The following is a 19,322-nucleotide window of genomic DNA, read 5'->3' as shown; positions in this document are numbered from 1 at the left end:
GGCGATGATCTCAGTCTATCGGGAAGGCCCGGTCGGATCGGTGCCATGGGACAGCTCGTCCCACGAGTCGATCGGATCCAGCGGGCCGGCCTGGTCGTGATGACCTGACACGGGCTGCTCGTAGCGCCGGCCACCGGCCTTCCAACGGTGCGCCGTGGCGAGGACGAAGACGGACGCGACCAGCAGCACCAGCCAGCCCGTCAGCGCGGCTGCAGCCCATCCGGAGGGCTCCAGGGCCGTGACGATCGAGCTCAGTGCACTGACCCCGCTGAGTCCGGTCGCCTCCGTGAGCGATGGTGCGACGGCCGCGAGCGGCGTGTCGGACAGGATCGGGAGGGTGCCGAGGATCAGGACGACCGCCCCCGCACCCCCGAGCACCGAGAACACGTACCGCAGCACGCGGCCCGCGATCGCCATCGCGGCGCCCAGTGCGAGCACGGCGAGCGAGAGCGGCGCGAGCAGTGCGAGGGCATCCGCACCCGAGACGAGCAGGGGCTGCTCAGTGTCGGCGCGATGGACCGTGATCCAGGTCTGCGTCGACGAGATGATGCCGACGCCGCCCGCGATCAGGAATCCCAGCACTGCGAGCATCCGTGCACGTCGCAGCATCGTCATTCGCCCCCGGTCAGGGTGAGCTCACGGCCGTCGAAGCAGGTGCGGGTTCCCGTGTGGCAGGCGGGCCCCTGCTGGTGGACGGTGAGCAGGATGGCGTCCCCGTCGCAGTCCACGGCCACGCCGTGCACATGCTGCGTGTGGCCGGAGGTGTCGCCCTTGCGCCAGTACTCCCCGCGCGAGCGCGACCAGTACACGGCACGTCCGCCGGTGAGGGTGCGCCGCAGCGCTTCGGCGTTCATCCATGCGAGCATGAGCACCTCGCGGGTGTCGTGCTGCTGCACGATGACCGGCGCGAGCCCGGCGTCGTTCCAGACCACGCGCGCGATCTCGCTCTCGACGATCCCGTTTCCCGCTGTGTCGCTCACCTCACCACCACGCCTTCCGCCCTGAGGGCGTCCTTGACGTCACCGACCGTCAGCTGCCCGCTGTGGAAGACGCTGGCGGCGAGCACGGCATCCGCGCCCGCCTCGATCGCCGGCGCGAAGTCGCTGACGGCGCCGGCGCCGCCGGAGGCGATCACGGGCACGGAGGAGACGTCGCGCATCAGGCGGACCAGTTCGAGGTCGAAACCGTCCTTCGTGCCGTCCGCGTCGATCGAGTTCACCAGCAGCTCACCCGCACCGCGCTCGATGGCCTCGACCGCCCACTGGAGGGCGTCCAGAGTGGTCTCGGCCCGGCCGCCGTGAGTCGTGACGACGAACCCGGATGCGGTCGTGGCGGCACGCTTGACGTCCAGAGAGAGCACGAGCACCTGCGCTCCGAAGCGGTCGGCGATCTCGCCGATCAGCTCGGGTCGCGCGATGGCGGCCGAGTTCACGCCCACCTTGTCGGCGCCCACGGCCAGCAGACGGGCGACGTCCTCAGCGCTGCGCACTCCCCCACCGACGGTCAGCGGCACGAACACCTGTTCGGCGGTGCGCTGCACGACCTCGTAGGTCGTCGCCCTGGCGTCGACCGTGGCGGTCACATCGAGGAAGGTGATCTCATCCGCACCCTGTGCCGCGTAGTGCACGGCGAGCTCGACCGGATCGCCCATGTCCCGCAGGTCCTTGAAGTTCACGCCCTTCACGACGCGGCCGTCGGCCACGTCCAGGCAGGGGATGACGCGGGCGGCCAGCGTCATCAGAGCCTCGCCGCGTGGATCGCGGTGACCAGGATCGCGCGTGCGCCGAGCGCGTACAGGTCGTCCATCACCTGGTTCATACCCTTGCGCGGGATCATGACGCGCACGGCCACCCAGTCGGGGTCGCGCAACGGCGAGATCGTCGGCGATTCGCGGCCGCCGGCGATCGCTGCGGCCTGGTCGACCAGGCGGGCCGGCAGGTCGTAGTCGAGCAGCACGAACCGGCGAGCGACCATCACCCCACGCAGGCGGCGCAGCAGCCGAGCGGTTCCCGGTGCGTCGCCGGGGCGGCTGATGAGCACCGCCTCGGATTCGATGATCACGGGTCCGAAGATCTCCAGACCCGCCTGGCGCAGGGTCGTGCCGGTCTCGACGACGTCGGCGATCACATCGGCGACGCCGAGCTGCACGGCGGACTCGACGGCGCCGTCCAGGGGCACGAGCTCGGCCTTGACCCCGTGCTCGCGGAGGAAGTCATCGACGAGCCCCGGATAGGCGGATGCCACACGCACGCCCTCGAGGTCGGCGATCGTCGCGTAGCGTCCGGGAGGGGCGGCGAAGCGGAACGTCGAGCGCGCGAAGCCCAGCTGTTCGATCTCGCGCGCGTCGTCCTGACGCACGTCGCGCAGCAGGTCGCGCCCGGTGATGCCGACGTCGAGCGCGCCGGAGGCCACGTAGGTGGCGATGTCGCGGGGGCGCAGGTAGAAGAACTCGACGTCGCTGTCCGCGTCGACGACATGCAGGGTCTTGGGGTCACGCCGACCGGTGTACCCGGCTTCGGCGAGCATCTCGGCAGCGGTCTCGGAGAGCGAGCCCTTGTTCGGAACGGCGATGCGCAGCATGGATGTCTTTCTGTTCGAGCGGTCTGGTGAGTGCGCGCTCACAGATGTCGGTAGACGTCCTCCAGGCTCAGCCCCTTGGCGAGCATCATCACCTGCAGGTGATACAGCAGCTGGGAGATCTCCTCAGCGGCGTTCTCGTCGCTCTCGTACTCGGCGGCCATCCACACCTCGGCGGCCTCTTCGACGATCTTCTTGCCGATCGCGTGCACGCCGCGATCCAGCTGCGCGACGGTGCTCGAGCCTTCCGGGCGGGTCTCGGCGGTGCGCTGGAGCTCGGCGAACAGCTCGTCGAATGTCTTCACGGTTCCAGGCTAGCCGCTCTCGCGAGCTCCCGGAGCCGGGTGACGGCGGCCCCGATGTCATCGGCACCGTACACCGCGGATCCGGCGACGAACGTGTCGGCACCGGCCTCGGCCGCCTGGGCGATCGTCGCGTCGGAGATCCCCCCGTCGACCTGCAACCACACATCCGATCCGCGTCGGCGCGCCTCCTCGCGCATCGCGCGCAGCTTCGGCATGGTCTCGGGCATGAACCCCTGTCCGCCGAAGCCGGGCTCCACGGTCATCACCAGCACCTGATCGAACTCGTCGAGGATCGAGTACAGCGCCTCGCCGGCGGTTCCGGGTTTGATCGCGACTCCCGCACGCGCCCCCATGTCCCGCAGCCGTCGGGCGAGGGCGACGGGATCGCCGGCCGCCTCCAGGTGGAACGTGACACTGGCCGCGCCGAGCTCGGCGTATCCGGGTGCCCAGCGGTCGGGGTCGGTGATCATCAGGTGCACGTCGAGCGGGATCGGGCTCGTGGCCTGGATGCGCTCGACCATCTGCGGGCCGAACGTGAGATTCGGGACGAAGTGGTTGTCCATGACGTCCACGTGCACGAAGTCGGCGGTGGCGATGCGGGCGAGGTCCGCCTGCATGTTGACGAAATCGGCGGCGAGGATGCTGGGATTGATGCGGGGGGCGACGGGGAGATTCACGGGTCATCCTTCCTGGGCGGTACGGGTGTCCTGGGCGGTACGGGTGTCGCGCTGCAGGAGCGCGAGGAACATGGCATCCGTACCGTGACGATGTGGCCACAGCTGCACACGTCGGGGCTCGCCATCCGCGGGGGGCGCGAGATCGATGGGCGAAGTGGCGACGCCCGCGATCACAGCCTGCGCGTCGAGCTCGGTGACGTCGTCGCGGTGCCGCAGCACCTCCGAGACGACCCCTGAGGTCTCGGCGAGGTGCGGAGAGCAGGTGACGTAGGCGACGATGCCCCCGGGCGCCAGCGCATCGAGGGCGGCGTCCAGCAGCTGCGTCTGCAGCACGACCAGGTCGGCGACGTCGGCGGGCGACTTCCGCCAGCGCGCCTCCGGACGGCGGCGCAGGGCGCCGAGTCCGGTGCAGGGTGCGTCGACGAGGATGCGGTCGAAGGCGCCCGGATGCTGCGCCGCGAACTCGCGTCCGTCCTGCTCGTGCACGGGCACGTCGATCGGCAGCGGGCCGAGCGCCCGACGGACCAGGCCGGCCCGCACGGGCACGACCTCGTTGGCCTCGAGCGCCGCGCCGTCGCGGTGGGCGATCGCGGCCAGGAGCGCGGTCTTGCCACCGGGGCCCGCGCACAGGTCGAGCCAGCGCTCCCCCGCGCGCACGGGTGCGGCGGATGCCAGAGCGAGCGCGACGAGCTGAGAGCCCTCGTCCTGCACGCGGATCGTCCCCGCCGACGCGCTGAGCAGCTCGCGCGGATCCCCGCCCGGTGACGCGAAGGCCGTCGCCGCATAGGGCCGGGCCGGCTCCCCGCGCTCGGCGAGCCCGGGAAGGGCCACCAGGGTCACCTCCGGCGAGACGTTGTCGGCGCGCAGCAGCTCGTCGAGCTCGTCGGCGCGTCCTTCTGCCGCCAGCGCGCGGCGCAGTGCCCGGATCACCCAGACGGGATGGGCGGTGCGCAGGGCCAGCCGTTCGTCGTCCGACCGGGCACCGGACTCGATGCGCTCCTGCCAGGTGGCGGCATCGTCGCGTGCGATGCGACGCAGCACGGCGTTGGCGAAACCCGACGCACCCCGCCCCACCTCCGCGGCGACCAGGTTCACGGACTCGTTGACCGCCGCGTGCGGGGCGACCCGCGTCGCCAGCAGCTGATGGGCGCCCAGCCGCAGGGCGTCCAGGACCGCGTCGTCGATGTCCCCGACCGGTCGCCCTGCGGCGGCCGCGATGATCGCGTCGTACGTGCCGCGGCGACGCAGCGTTCCGTAGGCGAGCTCGGTGGCCAGCCCCGCGTCCGCAGCGTCCAGGCCGGCTTCTGCGATGAGCCGCGGAAGCAGAAGGTTCGCGTAGGCGTCGTCGTCCGTCACGGCACGAAGCACGTCGTAGGCGACCCATCGCGCCGGCTGGATGCCGCGCTTGCCGTGTGCGTTGTCGCTCATGAGCCGGCCCGCACGTTCTCGCCGGCCCGCAGTCCGCGCCACCAGTCCGCAGCGTTCATCGCGCCCTTTCCTGCGGGCTGGACACGCGTCACCTCGAGGGCGCCCTCTGCGCAGCCGATCAGCACGGCGGTTCTCCTGCCGGTCAGCTCGCCGGGGGCGAGCGTCGGCGCGTCGGTCGCCACCCGTGCGGCGAGGACTTTCAGCCGTGCGCCGTCGACGGTGGTGTGGGCCCCGGGCTCCGGTGTCACACCGCGGTACCGCGCGTGGACCGCCGTCACCGGCTGGGTCCAATCCAGGGCGCCGTCCTCGAGGGTCAGCTTCGGTGCGAGGGTCACCTGGCCCTGCTGGGGGGTCGCCTCCGCGGTCCCGTCGGCGATACCCGAGACCACCTCCTCGGTGACGCCCGCCCCCGCGGACGCCAGCAGCTCGAGCGCGACGTCGGCGGTGGCGTCGACCGGGACGTCCACCGTGCGCAGGGCGAACACGTCACCGGCGTCCAGTGCCGGCACGAGCTGGAACACGCTGACGCCCAGTTCCCGGTCCCCGGCGATCAGAGCGCGCTGAACGGGAGCCGCGCCTCGCCAGGCGGGCAGCAGCGAGAAGTGCAGATTGATCCACCCGTGCCGCGGCGTCGAGAGCAGCGGCTCCCGGACGATGCCGCCATAGGCGACGATGACGCCGAGGTCGGCATTCAGGGTCGAGATGTACGCGGTCGCGTCCTCATCCAGTCGCGACGTCTTCAGGATCGGCAGTCCGAGCATGGCGGCGGCCGCAGCGACCGGCGAGGGAGTCAGCACGCGCTTGCGACCCAGCGGCGCATCGGGCCGCGTGATGACCGCGACGATCTCGTGATCGGCGGCAAGGGCGTGCAGGGTGGGCACCGCGACGGCGGGCGTGCCTGCGAAGACGAGGCGCATGAAGGTTCTCCGCTCGGGGTGTTCGGGTGGGGTCAGAGGTCGGGACGCGTTCAGATCTCTGGTTCGAGGATATCGAGGTGCACCGAGAGACTGCTCCTCGAGGTGCCGCGGCCGCGGCGCCGTCGGGCGGCGTCGGCGATGACCGCCGCCCGCAGGGTGCCAGCCACGCTGTGACCTGCCGCGTAGCCGAACCGCACCAGAGCTCGGACGCGACCGTCGTCGCCGGACGGAAGCGGCCCGAGGACCGCTTCACCGGTGATCCCGATCTCCGCGAGCGCCTCCAGGGCTGTCCGCACGGATTCGGCCGGCCCCTCGATCTGGGCGACGCGCGCGGTGGGCGGCATGCGCAGGGGCAGGCGCGCCTCGAGCTCGCTGCGGGCGTACGCAGCCGGCGACCAGGTGGCCAGGGCGCGCGCCACGGGGCCGTTGACCCCGACCAGGTGGATCGGGGCGCCGGGGGCCGCCAGCGCCGCGGCGTTCGCCCACCAGCGCAGGCACGACTCGCCGATGCGCAGTTCGGGTGCCTGCAGCATCCGTGCACCGTCCAGCAGGATCACGGCACGGTAACCGCCGACGGCGGCCGGCTCCGCGCCCCGTGTGGCGACGACCAGCGCGGGTTTGGCGTCGACATGCTGCAGCGGATGCGCGCCGTCGGAGACGATCACCCGCACGCCGGGGAAGGCGCGGCCCAGCTCGTCAGCGGTGCGCTCGGTTCCGGATGACGCCAGTCGCACCTGGTCGGAGGAGCACTCCGGGCAGTGCCAGGAGTGGGCGGAGCGACCGCACCACCCGCAGACCGGCACCGCGCCCCGACGCCGCGCGCCCAGAGGCCCACCGCAGTGCACGCAGCGGGCCGGCGCGCGGCATCCGCCGCACACCAGGGTCGGTGAGAAGCCGGGGCGCGCGACCTGTACGAGAACGGGGCCGTCCGCGATCGCGGTGCGTGCGGTGGCGAACGCGCTCGACGGCACGCGCTGCGCGGTCTGCTCGAGCTCCTGCGGCGTGCTGAGGCGAACCTGAGGTATGACGCGTCGTGCGGCGGTGACGTCCTGCAGCCATCCGTGGGCGACGAGCCGCTCGGCATCGGTGGATCGGGTGTGCCCCACCAGCAGCAGCGCGCTGCCCTCCTCCTCCTGACGGATCAGCGCCGCGTCACGCGCGTGCACGTACGGGGCGAGGGGCTCGGCGAGCAGCGGGTCGCCGTCGTCCCAGATGGCGACCAGCCCGGCGCGTGCCGGTGAGTAGACCGCCGAGCGGTTGCCCACCACGACGCACGGCGCGTCCTCGAGGGTGCGCAGGAACGCGCGGTAGCGATCGGGGTTCGTCTGCCTGGCATCGTGACGCACCACGGCTTCGTCGGCGACGAGCATTCCGAGGGCGGCGAGCAGCACGTCCTGATCGCGGTAGTCGGGCACGACCAGCACGCTGGAGCGTCCTTCGCTCAGCTGGACGGCCGCGGCGGATGCCATCAGCAGAGCCCACGAGGGCGTGTCGTCCTGTGACACGGGGATGGCCTCGACCGCGGCGCGTCCATCGGCGGCGAGCAGGGTCGCGAGTCCGTCGTACAGGGCGATGGTCTCCCGCGCGCGCGTGAGCGCCCCCGCATCCGGGACGGGAGCGGATGCTGCGGGGCGCCAGGCCTTCTCGACGCGCACCTGGCGCTTGGGGATCGCCAGGCGCAGGATGTCGGCCGCCGATCCCGCGGCCCGGTCGGCGGCGCGGCGCGCCAGACGATAGAGCCGTTCGGGCAGCACGACCGTCGGCGAGACGACGCTCTCGATCTCGGAGAGTGCCCGCCCGGCATCCGGTTCGACGTCGATCTCGACGACGAATCCGTCGATCACGCGGCCGGCCGTGCGCAGCGGCGCTTTGACCCGGACCCCGGGCGCGACATCGCCGAGCTCGTCGGGCAGTGCGTAGTCGAACAGACGATCCAGTTGGGGCAGAGGCGAGTCGATGAGCACGCGCGCGATACGGCGTGCGCCGCTGCCGCCGACCGCCGCTGCCTGCGCGGGAGTGACCGGCTCCGGGGCCACGTCGGCCTCAGACGCCGGCAGCGCGGCGCAGCTCGTCTGCGCGGTCGGTGCGCTCCCAGGTGAAGTCGGGCAGCTCGCGGCCGAAATGACCGTAGGCGGCGGTCTGGGCGTAGATCGGACGCAGCAGATCGAGCTCCTCGATGATCGCCTGCGGGCGCAGGTCGAACACGGACTCGATGGCGCGGGTGATCGCATCGTCGGAGACCGTTCCGGTGCCGAACGTCTCGACGTACAGACCGACCGGACGGGCGACGCCGATGGCGTAGGCCACCTGCACCTCTGCGCGGTCCGCCAGACCGGCGGCGACCACGTTCTTCGCCACCCAGCGCATCGCGTACGCGGCCGAGCGATCGACCTTCGACGGGTCCTTGCCGCTGAAGGCGCCGCCGCCGTGGCGCGCGGCGCCGCCGTAGGTGTCGATGATGATCTTGCGACCGGTCAGGCCCGCATCGCCCTTCGGCCCACCGGTGACGAAGGGGCCCGCCGGGTTGATGAAGTAGCTCAGATCGTCGGCCAGGTCGAGTCCGGTCTGGGCGAGCACGGGGTCGATGACCTTCGACCGCACGAGCGCCTTCAGCTCGTCCTGCGAGATGTCGGGGTGGTGCTGAGTGGAGAGCACCACGGCTTCCACGCTCTTGGGCGTGAAGCCGTCGTAGCCGAGAGTCACCTGCGTCTTGCCGTCGGGGCGCAGGAAGTCCAGCTCGCCGGAGCGGCGCACCTCGGTGAGGCGCTCGGCGATGCGATGGGCGGTCCAGGCGGCCATCGGCATGAGCTGCGGGGTCTCGTTGGTCGCGAAGCCGAACATGATCCCCTGGTCGCCTGCGCCGAGCTCGTCGCGCGGGTCCGTGGAGCCTCCGTCGCGCTGCTCCTGAGCCTGGTCGACGCCGTGGGCGATGTCGGTGGACTGCTCCCCCACCGAGATGCTCACGCCGCAGGACGAGCCGTCGAAGCCCATGTCGCTCGACGTGTAGCCGATGCCGTTCACGACGTCGCGCACGATCGTCGGAATGTCGACGTATCCCTCCGTGCGGATCTCACCGGCCACGTGCACGAGCCCCGTCGTCACCAGGGTCTCGACGGCGACGCGCGAATCTCGATCGACGGTGAGCAGACCGTCCAGGATGCTGTCGGAGATCTGGTCGCAGATCTTGTCGGGGTGCCCTTCGGTGACGGACTCGGACGTGAACAGGCGCAGCGCGCTCATCGATGCTCCAAAGCAGGGTTGTCGGGCGGAGCCGGGATCGGCTCGACGCCAGTATGCGTGAAACCGCCGACATCCGGGTCCGGACGTCGGCGGCTCACAGGGTGCGAGAGATCACTCGGCGTGGCGGATGCGCAGCTTGTCCTCGTTGATCTCGTGCAGAGCGATCGTGAGGGGCTTGTCCTCGACGGACGAGTCGACCAGCGGGCCCACGTTGTCGAAGAGGTTCCCCTCGTGCAGGTCGGAGTAGTAGTCGTTGATCTGGCGCGCGCGCTTGGACGCGAAGATCACCAGCTCGTACTTCGACGAGACGCGCTCCAGCAGATTGTCGATGGGCGGGTCGATGATGCCCTGGTTGTGTCCGGCCATGGTGGACCTCCTGGTCAGGCGACGCTGCCATCGGACGATGACGTGTCGCTAAATCGGTGAAACGGAGCGCGCGCCCTGGGGCGAGCTCAGGAACTCATCGTCCTGGCGGACGGGTCAGCGCGCAGAGCCTGAGGCCAATTCTACGACCTCGCGGGCCGCTGTGGCGACGTCGGCGTTCACGACGAGATAATCGAACTCGTTCTGGGCCGCCAGTTCCTTGCGCGCGGTGCGCAGTCGGCGGCTGCGCTCCTCGGCGTCCTCGGTGCCCCGACCGACCAGCCGCTGCACCAGTTCGTCCCAGCTGGGCGGCAGGAGGAACACCAGCGTCGCCGAGGGTTCGACAGCGCGCACCTGTCTGGCGCCCTGCAGGTCGATCTCGAGCAGAACGGTCTTTCCCGCCGCCAGCGCCTCATCGACCGGACCGCGCGGCGTGCCGTAGCGGTGCCGGTTGTGCACGGTCGCGTATTCGAGGAGCTGATTCTCCGCGATCAGCCGGTCGAAGGCATCGTCGTCGACGAAGTAGTAGTGGACGCCGTCGATCTCCCCGGGCCGCGGCGCACGGGTCGTGGCCGACACCGACAGGTGGATCTGCGGATGGCTCTCCCGGATGTGCGCGGCGACCGTCCCCTTTCCGACGGCGGTCGGTCCGGCGAGCACCAGCAGGCGGCTGCGCCCGGGCCGCGCCGTGTGCGGGGGGAATCGCGCGTCCAGCCATCCCGACAGTGCGGCCAGCTGACGCACGCCGAGACCTCCCAGGCGCTTGACCGGCGAGATGTGCAGCTCTTCCAGGATGCGGTCGCGCTTGCCCGTGCCGATCGCGGGCAGCGCAAGCAGAAAGTCCGTCACCCGCATGGTCGCGGCATCCGAGTCGGGCTCCTCGACGGCCTGTCGAAGGATCTCCTGGCCGGTGGTGACCCGGGTGGTCAGGTCGCGTTTGATCGACGCCCGCGCGCGCCTGCGCTCCAGCGCCCGCTGGGACGCAGCCCGGCGATCGACGTCGGGGACGATGCGATGTTCAGCCACGAAGAACCTCCTGATACCGTGCGGCCCGTTCGCGTATGGCTGCCGCGATCCCTGCCGGGCCGGCATCGAGGACACTGCGGCTCTCACTGGCGAGAACCTGTGAGGCGATCGCGCCGTACCGGGAGACCAGGTCCTCCGGCACCGCGCCCTGCGCCCCGAACCCGGGTGCGAGGATCGGCGTGCCGGCGAGAGCACGGTCATCGAGCGCGAACTCGGTGCGGTCCACGGTCGCCCCGATGACGACGCCGACCGGCCCCAGACCGCCTTCGAACGCCACCGAGCCGTTCGCCCAGGCGATGTCGCGCACGACCCGCTGTGCGACCGTCTGCTCGTCGCCGGCACCCACATCGACCGTTCGTGCGGTCTGCACCGCAGCGGCCTCGGGGTTGCTGGTCGCAGCCAGCACGAACACGCCCTTGCCGGCGCGGACGGCCGTGGTGATGGTCTCGCGCAGCGACTCGGGCCCGAGGTACGGGCTGACCGTGACGGCATCCGACTCCAGCGGCGCGCCCTGCTCGAGCCACGCCGACGCGTATCCCGCCATCGTCGAGCCGATGTCGCCGCGCTTCGCGTCGGCGAGCACGAGCAGCCCTGCCTCCCGCGCGCGGGCGATCACGTCCTCGAGCGCGGCAAAGCCCCGCGATCCGAAGCGCTCGAAGAACGCCACCTGGGGTTTGACCACGCCGACCCGGCCCGCGGCGGCGTCGACCACCGCGAGTCCGAAGGAGCGCACTCCGTCGGCGTCCTGCGGCAGACCCCACTGCTCCAGCAGCGACGCATGCGGATCGATGCCGACGCACAGCGGCCCGTGCTCGTCCAGCGCCGCCCGGAGGCGGACGCCGAACGAGCGCGGAGCGTCCGAGAACTGGGTCACTTCGCCGACCTGCGGTCGAGCTCGTACTCCTGCAGGCTGCGCACCGAGAAGCCCTCGTTCGCCGCGTCCATGCCGCTCACGGCGGCGCCGAGAACGGCCATCGTGGTGAACAGCGCCTTGTCCGCCGCGACGGCGGCCGCACGGATCTCGTAGCCGTCGGCGCGGGCCGCGCCGCCGCTCGGAGTGTTCACGACGATGTCGATCTCACCGTCGTTGATCAGGTCGACGATGTTGCGCTCCCCGGTCTCCTGCGTTTCGCTGTACTTGGACACCACACTGACGTGGATGCCGTTGCGTCCGAGGATCTCCGCGGTCCCCTCGGTGGCCACCAGGGAGAAGCCGAGCTGCTGCAGGCGGTGAGCGGGCAGGATCACGGCGCGCTTGTCGGAGTCGGCCACGGAGATGAAGACCGTGCCCGACGTGGGCATGCCTCCGTACGCGGCGGCCTGGCTCTTCGCGAATGCCGTCGGGAAGTCCTTGTCGATGCCCATGACCTCTCCGGTGGAGCGCATCTCGGGGCCGAGGACCGAGTCCACCACCTTGCCGTCGTGGGTGCGGAATCGCTTGAACGGCAGCACGGCCTCCTTGACGGCGATCGGGGCGCCCAGCGGCACCTTCGACCCGTCCTGGACGGGGATCATGCCCTCGTCGATGAGTTCCGCGACGGTCGCGCCCGCCATGATGCGGCTGGCGGCCTTGGCCAGCGGGATGCCCAGCGCCTTCGACACGAACGGCACGGTGCGGCTCGCCCGCGGGTTCGCCTCGATGACGTAGAGCACGCCGGCGCTGATCGCGAACTGCACGTTCAGCAGACCGCGCACGCCCACGCCCTCGGCGATGGACCTGGTGGCCTCGCGGACGCGGTCGATATCGCTGCGTCCGAGCGAGATGGGCGGCAGCGTGCAGCTGGAGTCGCCGGAGTGGATGCCCGCCTCCTCGAGGTGTTCCATGATGCCGCCGATGTACAGGTCGGTGCCGTCGAACAGGGCGTCGACGTCCAGCTCGATCGCGTCGTCGAGGAAGCGGTCCACCAGCAGCGGTTTGCCCTCCTCGATGATGACCTGGCCGGCGGTGCGCACGAAGTAGTCGCGCAGCGAGGGGGTGTCGTAGACGATCTCCATGCCGCGGCCGCCGAGCACGAAGCTCGGCCGCACGAGCACCGGGTAGCCGATCTCCTCCGCGATGCGGACGGCGCCCTCGACGTCGATGGCCGTGCCGTTGCGCGGCGCGACGAGACCGGCCTGGTCCAGCAGACGCGAGAAGAGCTCGCGCTCCTCGGCGAGGTCGATCGCCGCAGGGCTAGTGCCCAGCACGGTGTAGCCGGCCGCCTCGATGCCCTTCGCCAGTCCCAGCGGCGTCTGGCCGCCCAGCTGGCAGACCACGCCGAGGATGGTGCCGCTGCGCGCCTCCGCGTCGAGCACCTCCAGCACGTCCTCGAGCGTCAGGGGCTCGAAATACAGGCGATCCGAGGTGTCGTAGTCTGTCGACACGGTCTCGGGGTTGCAGTTGACCATGACGGTCTCGTAGCCGGCATCCGACAGCGCGAACGAGGCGTGCACGCACGAGTAGTCGAACTCCACGCCCTGACCGATGCGGTTGGGGCCGGAGCCGATGATGACGACCTTGGTGCGCTCCGAGGGCGCGACCTCGGTCTCGAAGTCATAGCTCGAGTAGTGGTACGGCGTCAGCGCGGGGAACTCCCCCGCGCAGGTGTCGACCGTCTTGTACACCGGTCGCAGGCCCAGGTCGTGACGGATGCGGCGCACCTCGAGGTCGCTGACACCGCGCAGCTGCGCGATCTGGATGTCCGAGAAGCCGTGCTCCTTGGCGTGACGCAGCGTGGCCGCATCCAGCTCCGGTGCCCCGGCGACGAGCTCGGCGACCTCGTTGATCAGGACGATCTGGTCGAGGAACCACGGGTCGATCGACGTGGCGGCGAACGCCTGCTCGATCGTCGCACCCTTGCGCAGTGCCTGCTGCAGCACCACGATCCGACCATCGGTGGGCGTCCGGGATATCTCCAGGAGCTCTTCGACCGTGCGCTCCTCGGGACCCCAGTGGAACGAGGATCCGCGGTGCTCGAGCGAGCGCAGGGCCTTCTGCAATGCGGTCGTGTAGTTGCGTCCGATCGCCATCGCCTCGCCGACCGACTTCATGGTGGTCGTCAGGGTCGCATCCGCCGCCGGGAACTTCTCGAAGGCGAACCGCGGCACCTTGACCACCACGTAATCCAGCGTGGGCTCGAAGCTGGCCGGCGTGACACCGGTGATGTCGTTCGGGATCTCGTCCAGCCGGTAGCCCAGGGCGAGCTTGGCCGCGAGCTTGGCGATCGGGAAGCCGGTCGCCTTGGAGGCCAGCGCCGACGAGCGGGACACGCGCGGGTTCATCTCGATGACGATGATGCGGCCGTTGGTCGGGTCCACGGCGAACTGGATGTTGCAGCCGCCGGTGTCCACGCCCACGGAGCGGATGATGTCGATCGAGATGTCGCGCATCTTCTGGTACTCGCGGTCGGTGAGCGTGAGGGCGGGTGCCACCGTGATCGAGTCGCCGGTGTGCACGCCGACCGGGTCGACGTTCTCGATGGAGCAGACGACGACGGTGTTGTCGGCGGTGTCGCGCATGAGCTCGAGCTCGTACTCCTTCCAGCCGAGGATGGACTCCTCCAGGAGCACCTCATGGGTGGGCGAGTCGTGCAGGCCGGCACCGGCGATGCGGCGCAGGTCCTCCTCGTCGTAGGCGAAGCCGGAGCCGAGGCCTCCCATCGTGAACGACGGCCGGACCACCAGCGGGTAGCCGAGTTCGGCGGCACCGGCGAGGACCTCGTCCATCGTGTGGCAGATGCGGGAGTCGGCGACGTCGGCGCCCACTTCCAGGACCAGTTCCTTGAAGATCTGACGATCCTCGCCCTTGCGGATGGCCTCCACCTTCGCGCCGATCAGCTCGACACCGTACTTGTCCAGGATGCCGCGCTCATGCAGCGTCATCGCGGCGTTCAGGGCCGTCTGACCGCCGAGGGTCGGCAGGATGGCATCCGGCTTCTCCTTGGCGATGATCGTCTCGATCACCTCAGGGGTGATCGGTTCGATGTAAGTCGCGTCGGCGAAGTCGGGGTCGGTCATGATCGTGGCCGGGTTGGAGTTGACCAGGATGACGCGCACGCCCTCCTCGCGCAGGACGCGGCACGCCTGGGTGCCGGAGTAGTCGAACTCGCACGCCTGACCGATGACGATCGGGCCGGAGCCGATCACCAGAACGGAGTTGATGTCTTCGCGCTTCGGCATTACTGGGCGTCCTTCTGGATGAGGTCTGACAGAACCAGGTCGCGGAACCTGGCGAAGAGGTAGTGGGCGTCGTGCGGCCCGGCCGCGGCTTCGGGGTGGTACTGCACCGAGAAGGCAGGGATGTCGTGCGCGCGCAGGCCCTCCACGACCTGGTCGTTCAGACCGACGTGGCTCACCTCCACGGTGCCGTAGCCGTTCGGGCTGGCGAAGGTGCCATCGAGGGGGGCCTCGACGGCGAATCCGTGGTTGTGCGCGGTGATCTCCACCCGGCCGGTCGACTTGTCGAGGACCGGCTGGTTGATGCCGCGGTGGCCGAAGGTGAGCTTGTACGTGCCCAGTCCCAGTGCACGACCGAAGAGCTGGTTTCCGAAGCAGATGCCGAAGTACGGCAGCCGCGCGTCGAGCACCTCCCGCAGCACGGCGACCTGGGCGTCGGAAGCGGAGGGGTCACCGGGGCCGTTGGAGTAGAAGACCCCGACGGGATCGATCGCGCGGATGTCGGCGAAGCTCGCGGACTGCGGCAGCACGTGCACGTCGAACCCGAGTGCGGCGAGGTTGTCCAGGGTGGACTGCTTGATCCCCAGGTCCAGGACCGCCAGGTTCCCGATGCGGTCGGTGGTCGCGGGGATGACGCGCTCCTGGGTGACGGAGACCGCGGCGGACAGGTTCTGGCCTGCCATCCGGGGCGCATCGGTCACCTGACGCAGCTGCTCGTCGGCATCCAGCTCAGCGGCCGGTCCGGAGAAGATGCCGCCGCGCATGGATCCGGCATCGCGGATGCGGCGGGTCAGCGCGCGCGTGTCGATGCCGCTGATGCCGACGATGCCGTCGCGCACGAGAGCGTCGTCGAGGGACTCCTCGGATCGCCAGTTCGACACGCGCCGGGCGGGGTCGCGCACCACGTATCCGGCGACCCAGATCCGCTCGGATTCCGCGTCGAGCGCGTTCATGCCGGTGTTTCCGATGTGCGGCGCGGTCTGCAGCACGATCTGTCCCGCGTAGGACGGATCGGTCAGCGTCTCCTGGTAGCCGGACATTCCGGTGGCGAAGACGACCTCGCCGAGTGTGGTTCCGATAGCTCCGTAGGAGCGGCCCTCGAAGCGGGTGCCGTCCTCGAGGACGAGCACGGCGGGTGACAGCGGGGTCGAGGCCCCCGGGTGTGCAGCGGTCAAGACAGTTCTCCGTTCTCCGGTGCGGCGCAGAGGCGCTCGAGCTCCGGAAGTATCTGCTGAGGCTCAGCGGATGTGAGTCGCAGGAATGAATCCACGAGGACGCCGTCGGCGACCCGCCAGACCAGGCGGACCAATCCGTTCGGCTCCACGACGCGATTGACGGCGACAGTCGCGCGGTCGGCGGCGACGAGTCGTGTCGAGGCGATGAAGACGGTGGGAGTGCCGTCGAGGCTCAGCGCCACTCCCCTGTCGGTGAGCACGAGCTCACCGCGTGCGCGGTACGCGAGCGGCTGGACCGCGACCCGCTCCAGAGGCTGGTCGTGCCGGGTCGTGGCGACGTACAGCACCTCATGGCGGGCGGTGACCTCGGCGTGCTCCGGGACTCCGATGGGCGCGGACAGGTCGGAGTCCCGCCGGATTCGTCGTCGCCATCCGATGAACATGGCGATGAGGATGAGGGCGGTGGCACCGGCGATGATCAGCGCGGCGATCTCGCGCGTCACTTCGACTCGCCCCGCTCGCTCAGATCCTCGACGAGGACTCCGTCGTCGACGGTCACGGCGCCGCCGTGGATGGTCCACTGCACCCGACCCGGCAGGTCGCGTCCCAGGTAGGGCGAGTTGCGGCTGCGTCCGTGCAGATCGGCCTCCGAGAAGACACCAGGCGCGGTCGCGTCGTACAGGGTGATGTGCGCCGGACGACCGACCTCGAGCGAGCCGAAGCCGTCGAGCTGCCCGATGCGCGCCGGCTTCGTGCTGAGCACGCGCGCGACGTCGGTCCAGTCCAGCATCCCGGTCTGCACCATCGACTGGTGGACCACCCGCAGCGCGCTTTCCAGACCGACCATGCCGTTCGCGGCCGCCTGCCATTCGCAGGCCTTGTTCTCTGCCGGGTGCGGGGCGTGATCGGTCGCGACGATGTCGATCGTGCCGTCGGCAAGGCCCTCTCGCACGGCGAGCACATCTTCCTGCGTGCGCAGCGGCGGGTTGACCTTGTACCGCGCGTCGTAGTCGCGGACCAGCTCGTCGGTCAGCAGCAGGTGGTGCGGCGTGACCTCAGCGGTGACGTGGACGCCGCGCTTCTTGGCCCAGCGGATCAGGTCGACGGACCCGGCCGTGGAGAGGTGGCAGACGTGCAGACGGGACCCGACGTGCTCGGCGAGCAGCACGTCGCGGGCGATGATCGACTCCTCGGCGACGGCGGGCCATCCGGCCAGGCCGAGCTCGGCGGAGACGACGCCCTCGTTCATCTGGGCGCCCTCGGTGAGACGGGGATCCTGCGCATGCTGCGCGATCACGCCGCCGAAGGACTTCACGTACTCGAGGGCGCGGCGCATGATCAGCGGATCCCACACGCAGAAGCCGTCGTCGCTGAAGACGCGCACACGAGCCCGGGAGGAGGCCATGGCGCCGAGCTCCGCGAGCCGCTCGCCCTTCTGTCCGACGGTGACGGCTCCGATCGGCTGCACGGTGGCGTAGCCGGCGGCCTCGCCGAGGGCGAGTTCCTGCTCGACCACGCCCGCCGTGTCCGCGACCGGCTGGGTGTTCGGCATGGCGAACACGGCGGTGAAACCGCCGGCCGCCGCAGCGCGGGTTCCGGTGAGCACCGTCTCGGATGCTTCGAAGCCGGGTTCGCGGAGGTGCGTGTGCAGGTCGACGAGACCCGGCAGCGCGACCAGCCCGGCCGCATCGATGACGCGTGCGCCCGATCGGCTCAGACCTGAACCCATCTCGGTGATGACGCCGTTCTCGATGATGATGTCGGTGCTGTCGCGCCCGAGCAGCTGGACTCCTGCGATGACGAGGGCCTGGCTCACTTCACTTCCCCTCGTTCGTCGTTCCGCTCCCCTGCCAGAAGCAGGTACAGCACTGCCATGCGCACCGAGACGCCGTTCGTGACCTGCTCCAGCACGGTGGATCGTGGGGAGTCGGCGGCCTCGGAGGAGATCTCCAGGCCGCGGTTCATGGGGCCGGGGTGCATGACAATGCTACTCTCCGGCAGACCGGCCGCGCGCAATGCGTCCAGTCCCCACAGCCGCGAATACTCCCGCTCAGTCGGGAAATAAGCGGCGTGCATGCGCTCGGCCTGGATGCGCAGCATCATCACGGCGTCGGGTCCCGCGGCCAGTGCTGCGTCCAGGTCGTACATGACGCGGACGGGCCACTGCGAGACGTTCTGCGGTACCAGCGTCGGCGGGGTGACCAGCGTGACCTCGGCGCCGAGTGCCGCGAGCAGCCAGACGTTGGACCGGGCGACGCGGGAGTGCAGCACGTCTCCGACGATGACGACGTGCAGGCCGGCGAGATCATGGCCGCGACTGTCGGCACCGAAGCGCCGCTTGCGGATCGTGAACGCGTCCAGCAGCGCCTGCGTCGGATGCTCGTGCGTGCCGTCTCCGGCGTTCACGACGCCCGCGGAGATCCAGCCGCTGGTGGCCAGCGTGCGGGGCGCGCCGGAGGCGGAATGGCGCACGACGACGGCATCCGCCCCCATCGCCTGCAACGTCTGCGCGGTGTCCTTCAGGCTCTCGCCCTTGGAGACGCTGGACCCCTTCGCGGCGAAGTTGATCACGTCGGCGGAGAGGCGCTTGGCTGCCGCTTCGAACGAGATGCGGGTGCGGGTGGAATCCTCGAAGAAGAGGTTGACGACGGTCTTGCCGAGCAGGGTCGGCAGCTTCTTGACCTGGCGGGACTGGGTGTCGGCCATGTCCTCGGCGACGTCGAGGACCTGCAGGGCGGTCTCGCGGTCGAGACTGCGGGTGTCGAGCAGGTGCCTCATGATTCGATCGTCACCTCGTCGACGCCGTCGAGCTCCTTCAGGCGCACGTTGACGCGCTCGGAGCTGGCGGAGGGGATGTTCTTGCCGACGAAGTCGGGCCGGATCGGGAGTTCGCGATGGCCGCGGTCGACGAGGATCGCCAGGCGCACGGCGGCGGGACGGCCGATCGACTGGATCGCGTCCAGCGCGGCCCGGATGCTGCGGCCGGAGAAGAGCACGTCGTCCACGAGCACGACCGTCCTGCCGTCGATGCCGCCGTCGGGGATCTCGGTGCGCTTGGGCGAGCGGGTGGGATGCCGGGACAGGTCGTCGCGGAAGAGGGTGATGTCCAGCGATCCCACGGGGATCTCGCTGCCGGCGATGCCGGAGACGATCGGTCCGAGCCGGTCGGCGAGGGTGACGCCGCGGGTGGGGATTCCGAGGAGGACGAGTCCCTCCGCGCCCCGGTTGGATTCGAGGATCTCGTGGGCGATGCGCGTCAGAGCGCGCGCGATATCGGCTTCCTGCAGCACGGTACGTGCAGACACTGGCCACTTCCCTTCTCCGCCTCACAGGACGGTGTTAAAGGTGGGTGATGCCTCCAGTCTAGCGACTCGGTGGCGTTGCGATGTCTTGGTGACGTCAACCGGAGCTGCAGCGCCGAGCTCGGCGTGTCGCGCGTCGACACGCCGTGTCTGTCGC

General features: G+C 70.2%; 19 protein-coding genes. All 19 read right to left on the bottom strand.

Annotated features, from left to right (window positions below):
* Positions 1-15: 15 nt before the first annotated feature.
* The 19 genes from ACFQY2_RS15310 to pyrR all read right to left on the bottom strand — a co-directional run bounded on the left by ACFQY2_RS15310 (position 16) and on the right by pyrR (position 19,168).
* Positions 16-615: a Trp biosynthesis-associated membrane protein gene (locus ACFQY2_RS15310; RefSeq protein ID WP_378746857.1), complete on the bottom strand. Its 600-nt coding sequence runs from the start codon at positions 613-615 to the stop codon at positions 16-18.
* Complete coding sequence (gene hisI / locus ACFQY2_RS15305; protein WP_378746856.1) at positions 612-980, bottom strand: phosphoribosyl-AMP cyclohydrolase; 369 nt, start codon at positions 978-980, stop codon at positions 612-614. The genes ACFQY2_RS15310 and hisI overlap by 4 nt, the downstream gene beginning before the upstream one ends.
* Positions 977-1,738, bottom strand: a complete 762-nt coding sequence (hisF, locus tag ACFQY2_RS15300) for an imidazole glycerol phosphate synthase subunit HisF (protein WP_378746855.1) — start codon at positions 1,736-1,738, stop codon at positions 977-979. Before hisF ends, hisI begins: the two co-directional genes overlap by 4 nt.
* Positions 1,738-2,580: an ATP phosphoribosyltransferase gene (gene hisG / locus ACFQY2_RS15295; RefSeq protein WP_378746854.1), complete on the bottom strand. Its 843-nt coding sequence runs from the start codon at positions 2,578-2,580 to the stop codon at positions 1,738-1,740. The genes hisF and hisG overlap by 1 nt, the downstream gene beginning before the upstream one ends.
* Positions 2,581-2,618: 38 nt before the next feature.
* A complete protein-coding gene (locus tag ACFQY2_RS15290) occupies positions 2,619-2,882 on the bottom strand; it encodes a phosphoribosyl-ATP diphosphatase (RefSeq protein ID WP_378746852.1) in 264 nt (87 codons plus the stop codon).
* Complete coding sequence (rpe, locus tag ACFQY2_RS15285; protein ID WP_378746851.1) at positions 2,879-3,559, bottom strand: ribulose-phosphate 3-epimerase; 681 nt, start codon at positions 3,557-3,559, stop codon at positions 2,879-2,881. Before rpe ends, ACFQY2_RS15290 begins: the two co-directional genes overlap by 4 nt.
* Before the next feature lie 3 nt (positions 3,560-3,562).
* Positions 3,563-4,987: an RsmB/NOP family class I SAM-dependent RNA methyltransferase gene (locus tag ACFQY2_RS15280; protein WP_378746850.1), complete on the bottom strand. Its 1,425-nt coding sequence runs from the start codon at positions 4,985-4,987 to the stop codon at positions 3,563-3,565.
* Positions 4,984-5,904: a methionyl-tRNA formyltransferase gene (gene fmt, locus ACFQY2_RS15275; protein ID WP_378746849.1), complete on the bottom strand. Its 921-nt coding sequence runs from the start codon at positions 5,902-5,904 to the stop codon at positions 4,984-4,986. The genes ACFQY2_RS15280 and fmt overlap by 4 nt, the downstream gene beginning before the upstream one ends.
* 50 nt (positions 5,905-5,954) lie before the next feature.
* Entirely contained in the window at positions 5,955-7,940 is a 1,986-nt protein-coding gene (locus ACFQY2_RS15270; protein ID WP_378746848.1) for a primosomal protein N', read from the bottom strand.
* 7 nt (positions 7,941-7,947) lie between these two features.
* Positions 7,948-9,144 (bottom strand): methionine adenosyltransferase, encoded by a 1,197-nt coding sequence (gene metK, locus ACFQY2_RS15265; RefSeq protein WP_378746846.1) that lies wholly within the window; start codon positions 9,142-9,144, stop codon positions 7,948-7,950.
* 111 nt (positions 9,145-9,255) lie between these two features.
* The gene (rpoZ, locus tag ACFQY2_RS15260; RefSeq protein ID WP_286302125.1) at positions 9,256-9,510 is read right to left on the bottom strand and encodes a DNA-directed RNA polymerase subunit omega; all 255 of its coding nucleotides are present in this window, start codon (positions 9,508-9,510) and stop codon (positions 9,256-9,258) included.
* A 114-nt stretch (positions 9,511-9,624) separates the two neighbouring features.
* A complete protein-coding gene (gene gmk / locus ACFQY2_RS15255; protein WP_378746844.1) occupies positions 9,625-10,533 on the bottom strand; it encodes a guanylate kinase in 909 nt (302 codons plus the stop codon).
* Positions 10,526-11,407, bottom strand: coding sequence for an orotidine-5'-phosphate decarboxylase (gene pyrF / locus ACFQY2_RS15250; RefSeq protein WP_378746843.1), 882 nt, complete (start codon positions 11,405-11,407; stop codon positions 10,526-10,528). Before pyrF ends, gmk begins: the two co-directional genes overlap by 8 nt.
* Positions 11,404-14,691, bottom strand: coding sequence for a carbamoyl-phosphate synthase large subunit (gene carB, locus ACFQY2_RS15245; RefSeq protein WP_378746841.1), 3,288 nt, complete (start codon positions 14,689-14,691; stop codon positions 11,404-11,406). The genes pyrF and carB overlap by 4 nt, the downstream gene beginning before the upstream one ends.
* Positions 14,691-15,863, bottom strand: coding sequence for a glutamine-hydrolyzing carbamoyl-phosphate synthase small subunit (gene carA, locus ACFQY2_RS15240; protein ID WP_378746840.1), 1,173 nt, complete (start codon positions 15,861-15,863; stop codon positions 14,691-14,693). The genes carB and carA overlap by 1 nt, the downstream gene beginning before the upstream one ends.
* Positions 15,860-16,366 carry a hypothetical protein gene (locus ACFQY2_RS15235; RefSeq protein WP_378746838.1) on the bottom strand — a complete coding sequence of 169 codons (507 nt, stop codon included), beginning with the start codon at positions 16,364-16,366 and terminating at the stop codon, positions 15,860-15,862. Before ACFQY2_RS15235 ends, carA begins: the two co-directional genes overlap by 4 nt.
* A complete protein-coding gene (locus tag ACFQY2_RS15230) occupies positions 16,363-17,679 on the bottom strand; it encodes a dihydroorotase (RefSeq protein WP_378746837.1) in 1,317 nt (438 codons plus the stop codon). Before ACFQY2_RS15230 ends, ACFQY2_RS15235 begins: the two co-directional genes overlap by 4 nt.
* Complete coding sequence (locus ACFQY2_RS15225; protein WP_378746836.1) at positions 17,676-18,641, bottom strand: aspartate carbamoyltransferase catalytic subunit; 966 nt, start codon at positions 18,639-18,641, stop codon at positions 17,676-17,678. Before ACFQY2_RS15225 ends, ACFQY2_RS15230 begins: the two co-directional genes overlap by 4 nt.
* Complete coding sequence (gene pyrR, locus ACFQY2_RS15220; RefSeq protein WP_378746834.1) at positions 18,638-19,168, bottom strand: bifunctional pyr operon transcriptional regulator/uracil phosphoribosyltransferase PyrR; 531 nt, start codon at positions 19,166-19,168, stop codon at positions 18,638-18,640. The genes ACFQY2_RS15225 and pyrR overlap by 4 nt, the downstream gene beginning before the upstream one ends.
* Positions 19,169-19,322 lie beyond the last annotated feature (154 nt).

Source organism: Microbacterium sp. GCM10027623 (genome assembly GCF_042666935.1).
In the GTDB taxonomy this organism is placed as follows: domain Bacteria; phylum Actinomycetota; class Actinomycetes; order Actinomycetales; family Microbacteriaceae; genus Microbacterium.
The sequence above is the reverse complement of the archived record's forward strand: the minus strand, read 5'-3'. Positions and strand labels throughout refer to the sequence as shown.

What these genes read in the sequence shown, in the direction of transcription:
- rpoZ (WP_286302125.1), bottom strand. Translation starts at nt 9,510, where the DNA reads ATGGCCGGACACAACCAGGGCATCATCGACCCGCCCATCGACAATCTG.
- carB (WP_378746841.1), bottom strand. Translation starts at nt 14,691, where the DNA reads ATGCCGAAGCGCGAAGACATCAACTCCGTTCTGGTGATCGGCTCCGGC.
- metK (WP_378746846.1), bottom strand. Translation starts at nt 9,144, where the DNA reads ATGAGCGCGCTGCGCCTGTTCACGTCCGAGTCCGTCACCGAAGGGCAC.
- ACFQY2_RS15280 (WP_378746850.1), bottom strand. Translation starts at nt 4,987, where the DNA reads ATGAGCGACAACGCACACGGCAAGCGCGGCATCCAGCCGGCGCGATGG.
- hisG (WP_378746854.1), bottom strand. Translation starts at nt 2,580, where the DNA reads ATGCTGCGCATCGCCGTTCCGAACAAGGGCTCGCTCTCCGAGACCGCT.
- ACFQY2_RS15310 (WP_378746857.1), bottom strand. Translation starts at nt 615, where the DNA reads ATGACGATGCTGCGACGTGCACGGATGCTCGCAGTGCTGGGATTCCTG.
- ACFQY2_RS15225 (WP_378746836.1), bottom strand. Translation starts at nt 18,641, where the DNA reads ATGAGGCACCTGCTCGACACCCGCAGTCTCGACCGCGAGACCGCCCTG.
- hisF (WP_378746855.1), bottom strand. Translation starts at nt 1,738, where the DNA reads ATGACGCTGGCCGCCCGCGTCATCCCCTGCCTGGACGTGGCCGACGGC.
- fmt (WP_378746849.1), bottom strand. Translation starts at nt 5,904, where the DNA reads ATGCGCCTCGTCTTCGCAGGCACGCCCGCCGTCGCGGTGCCCACCCTG.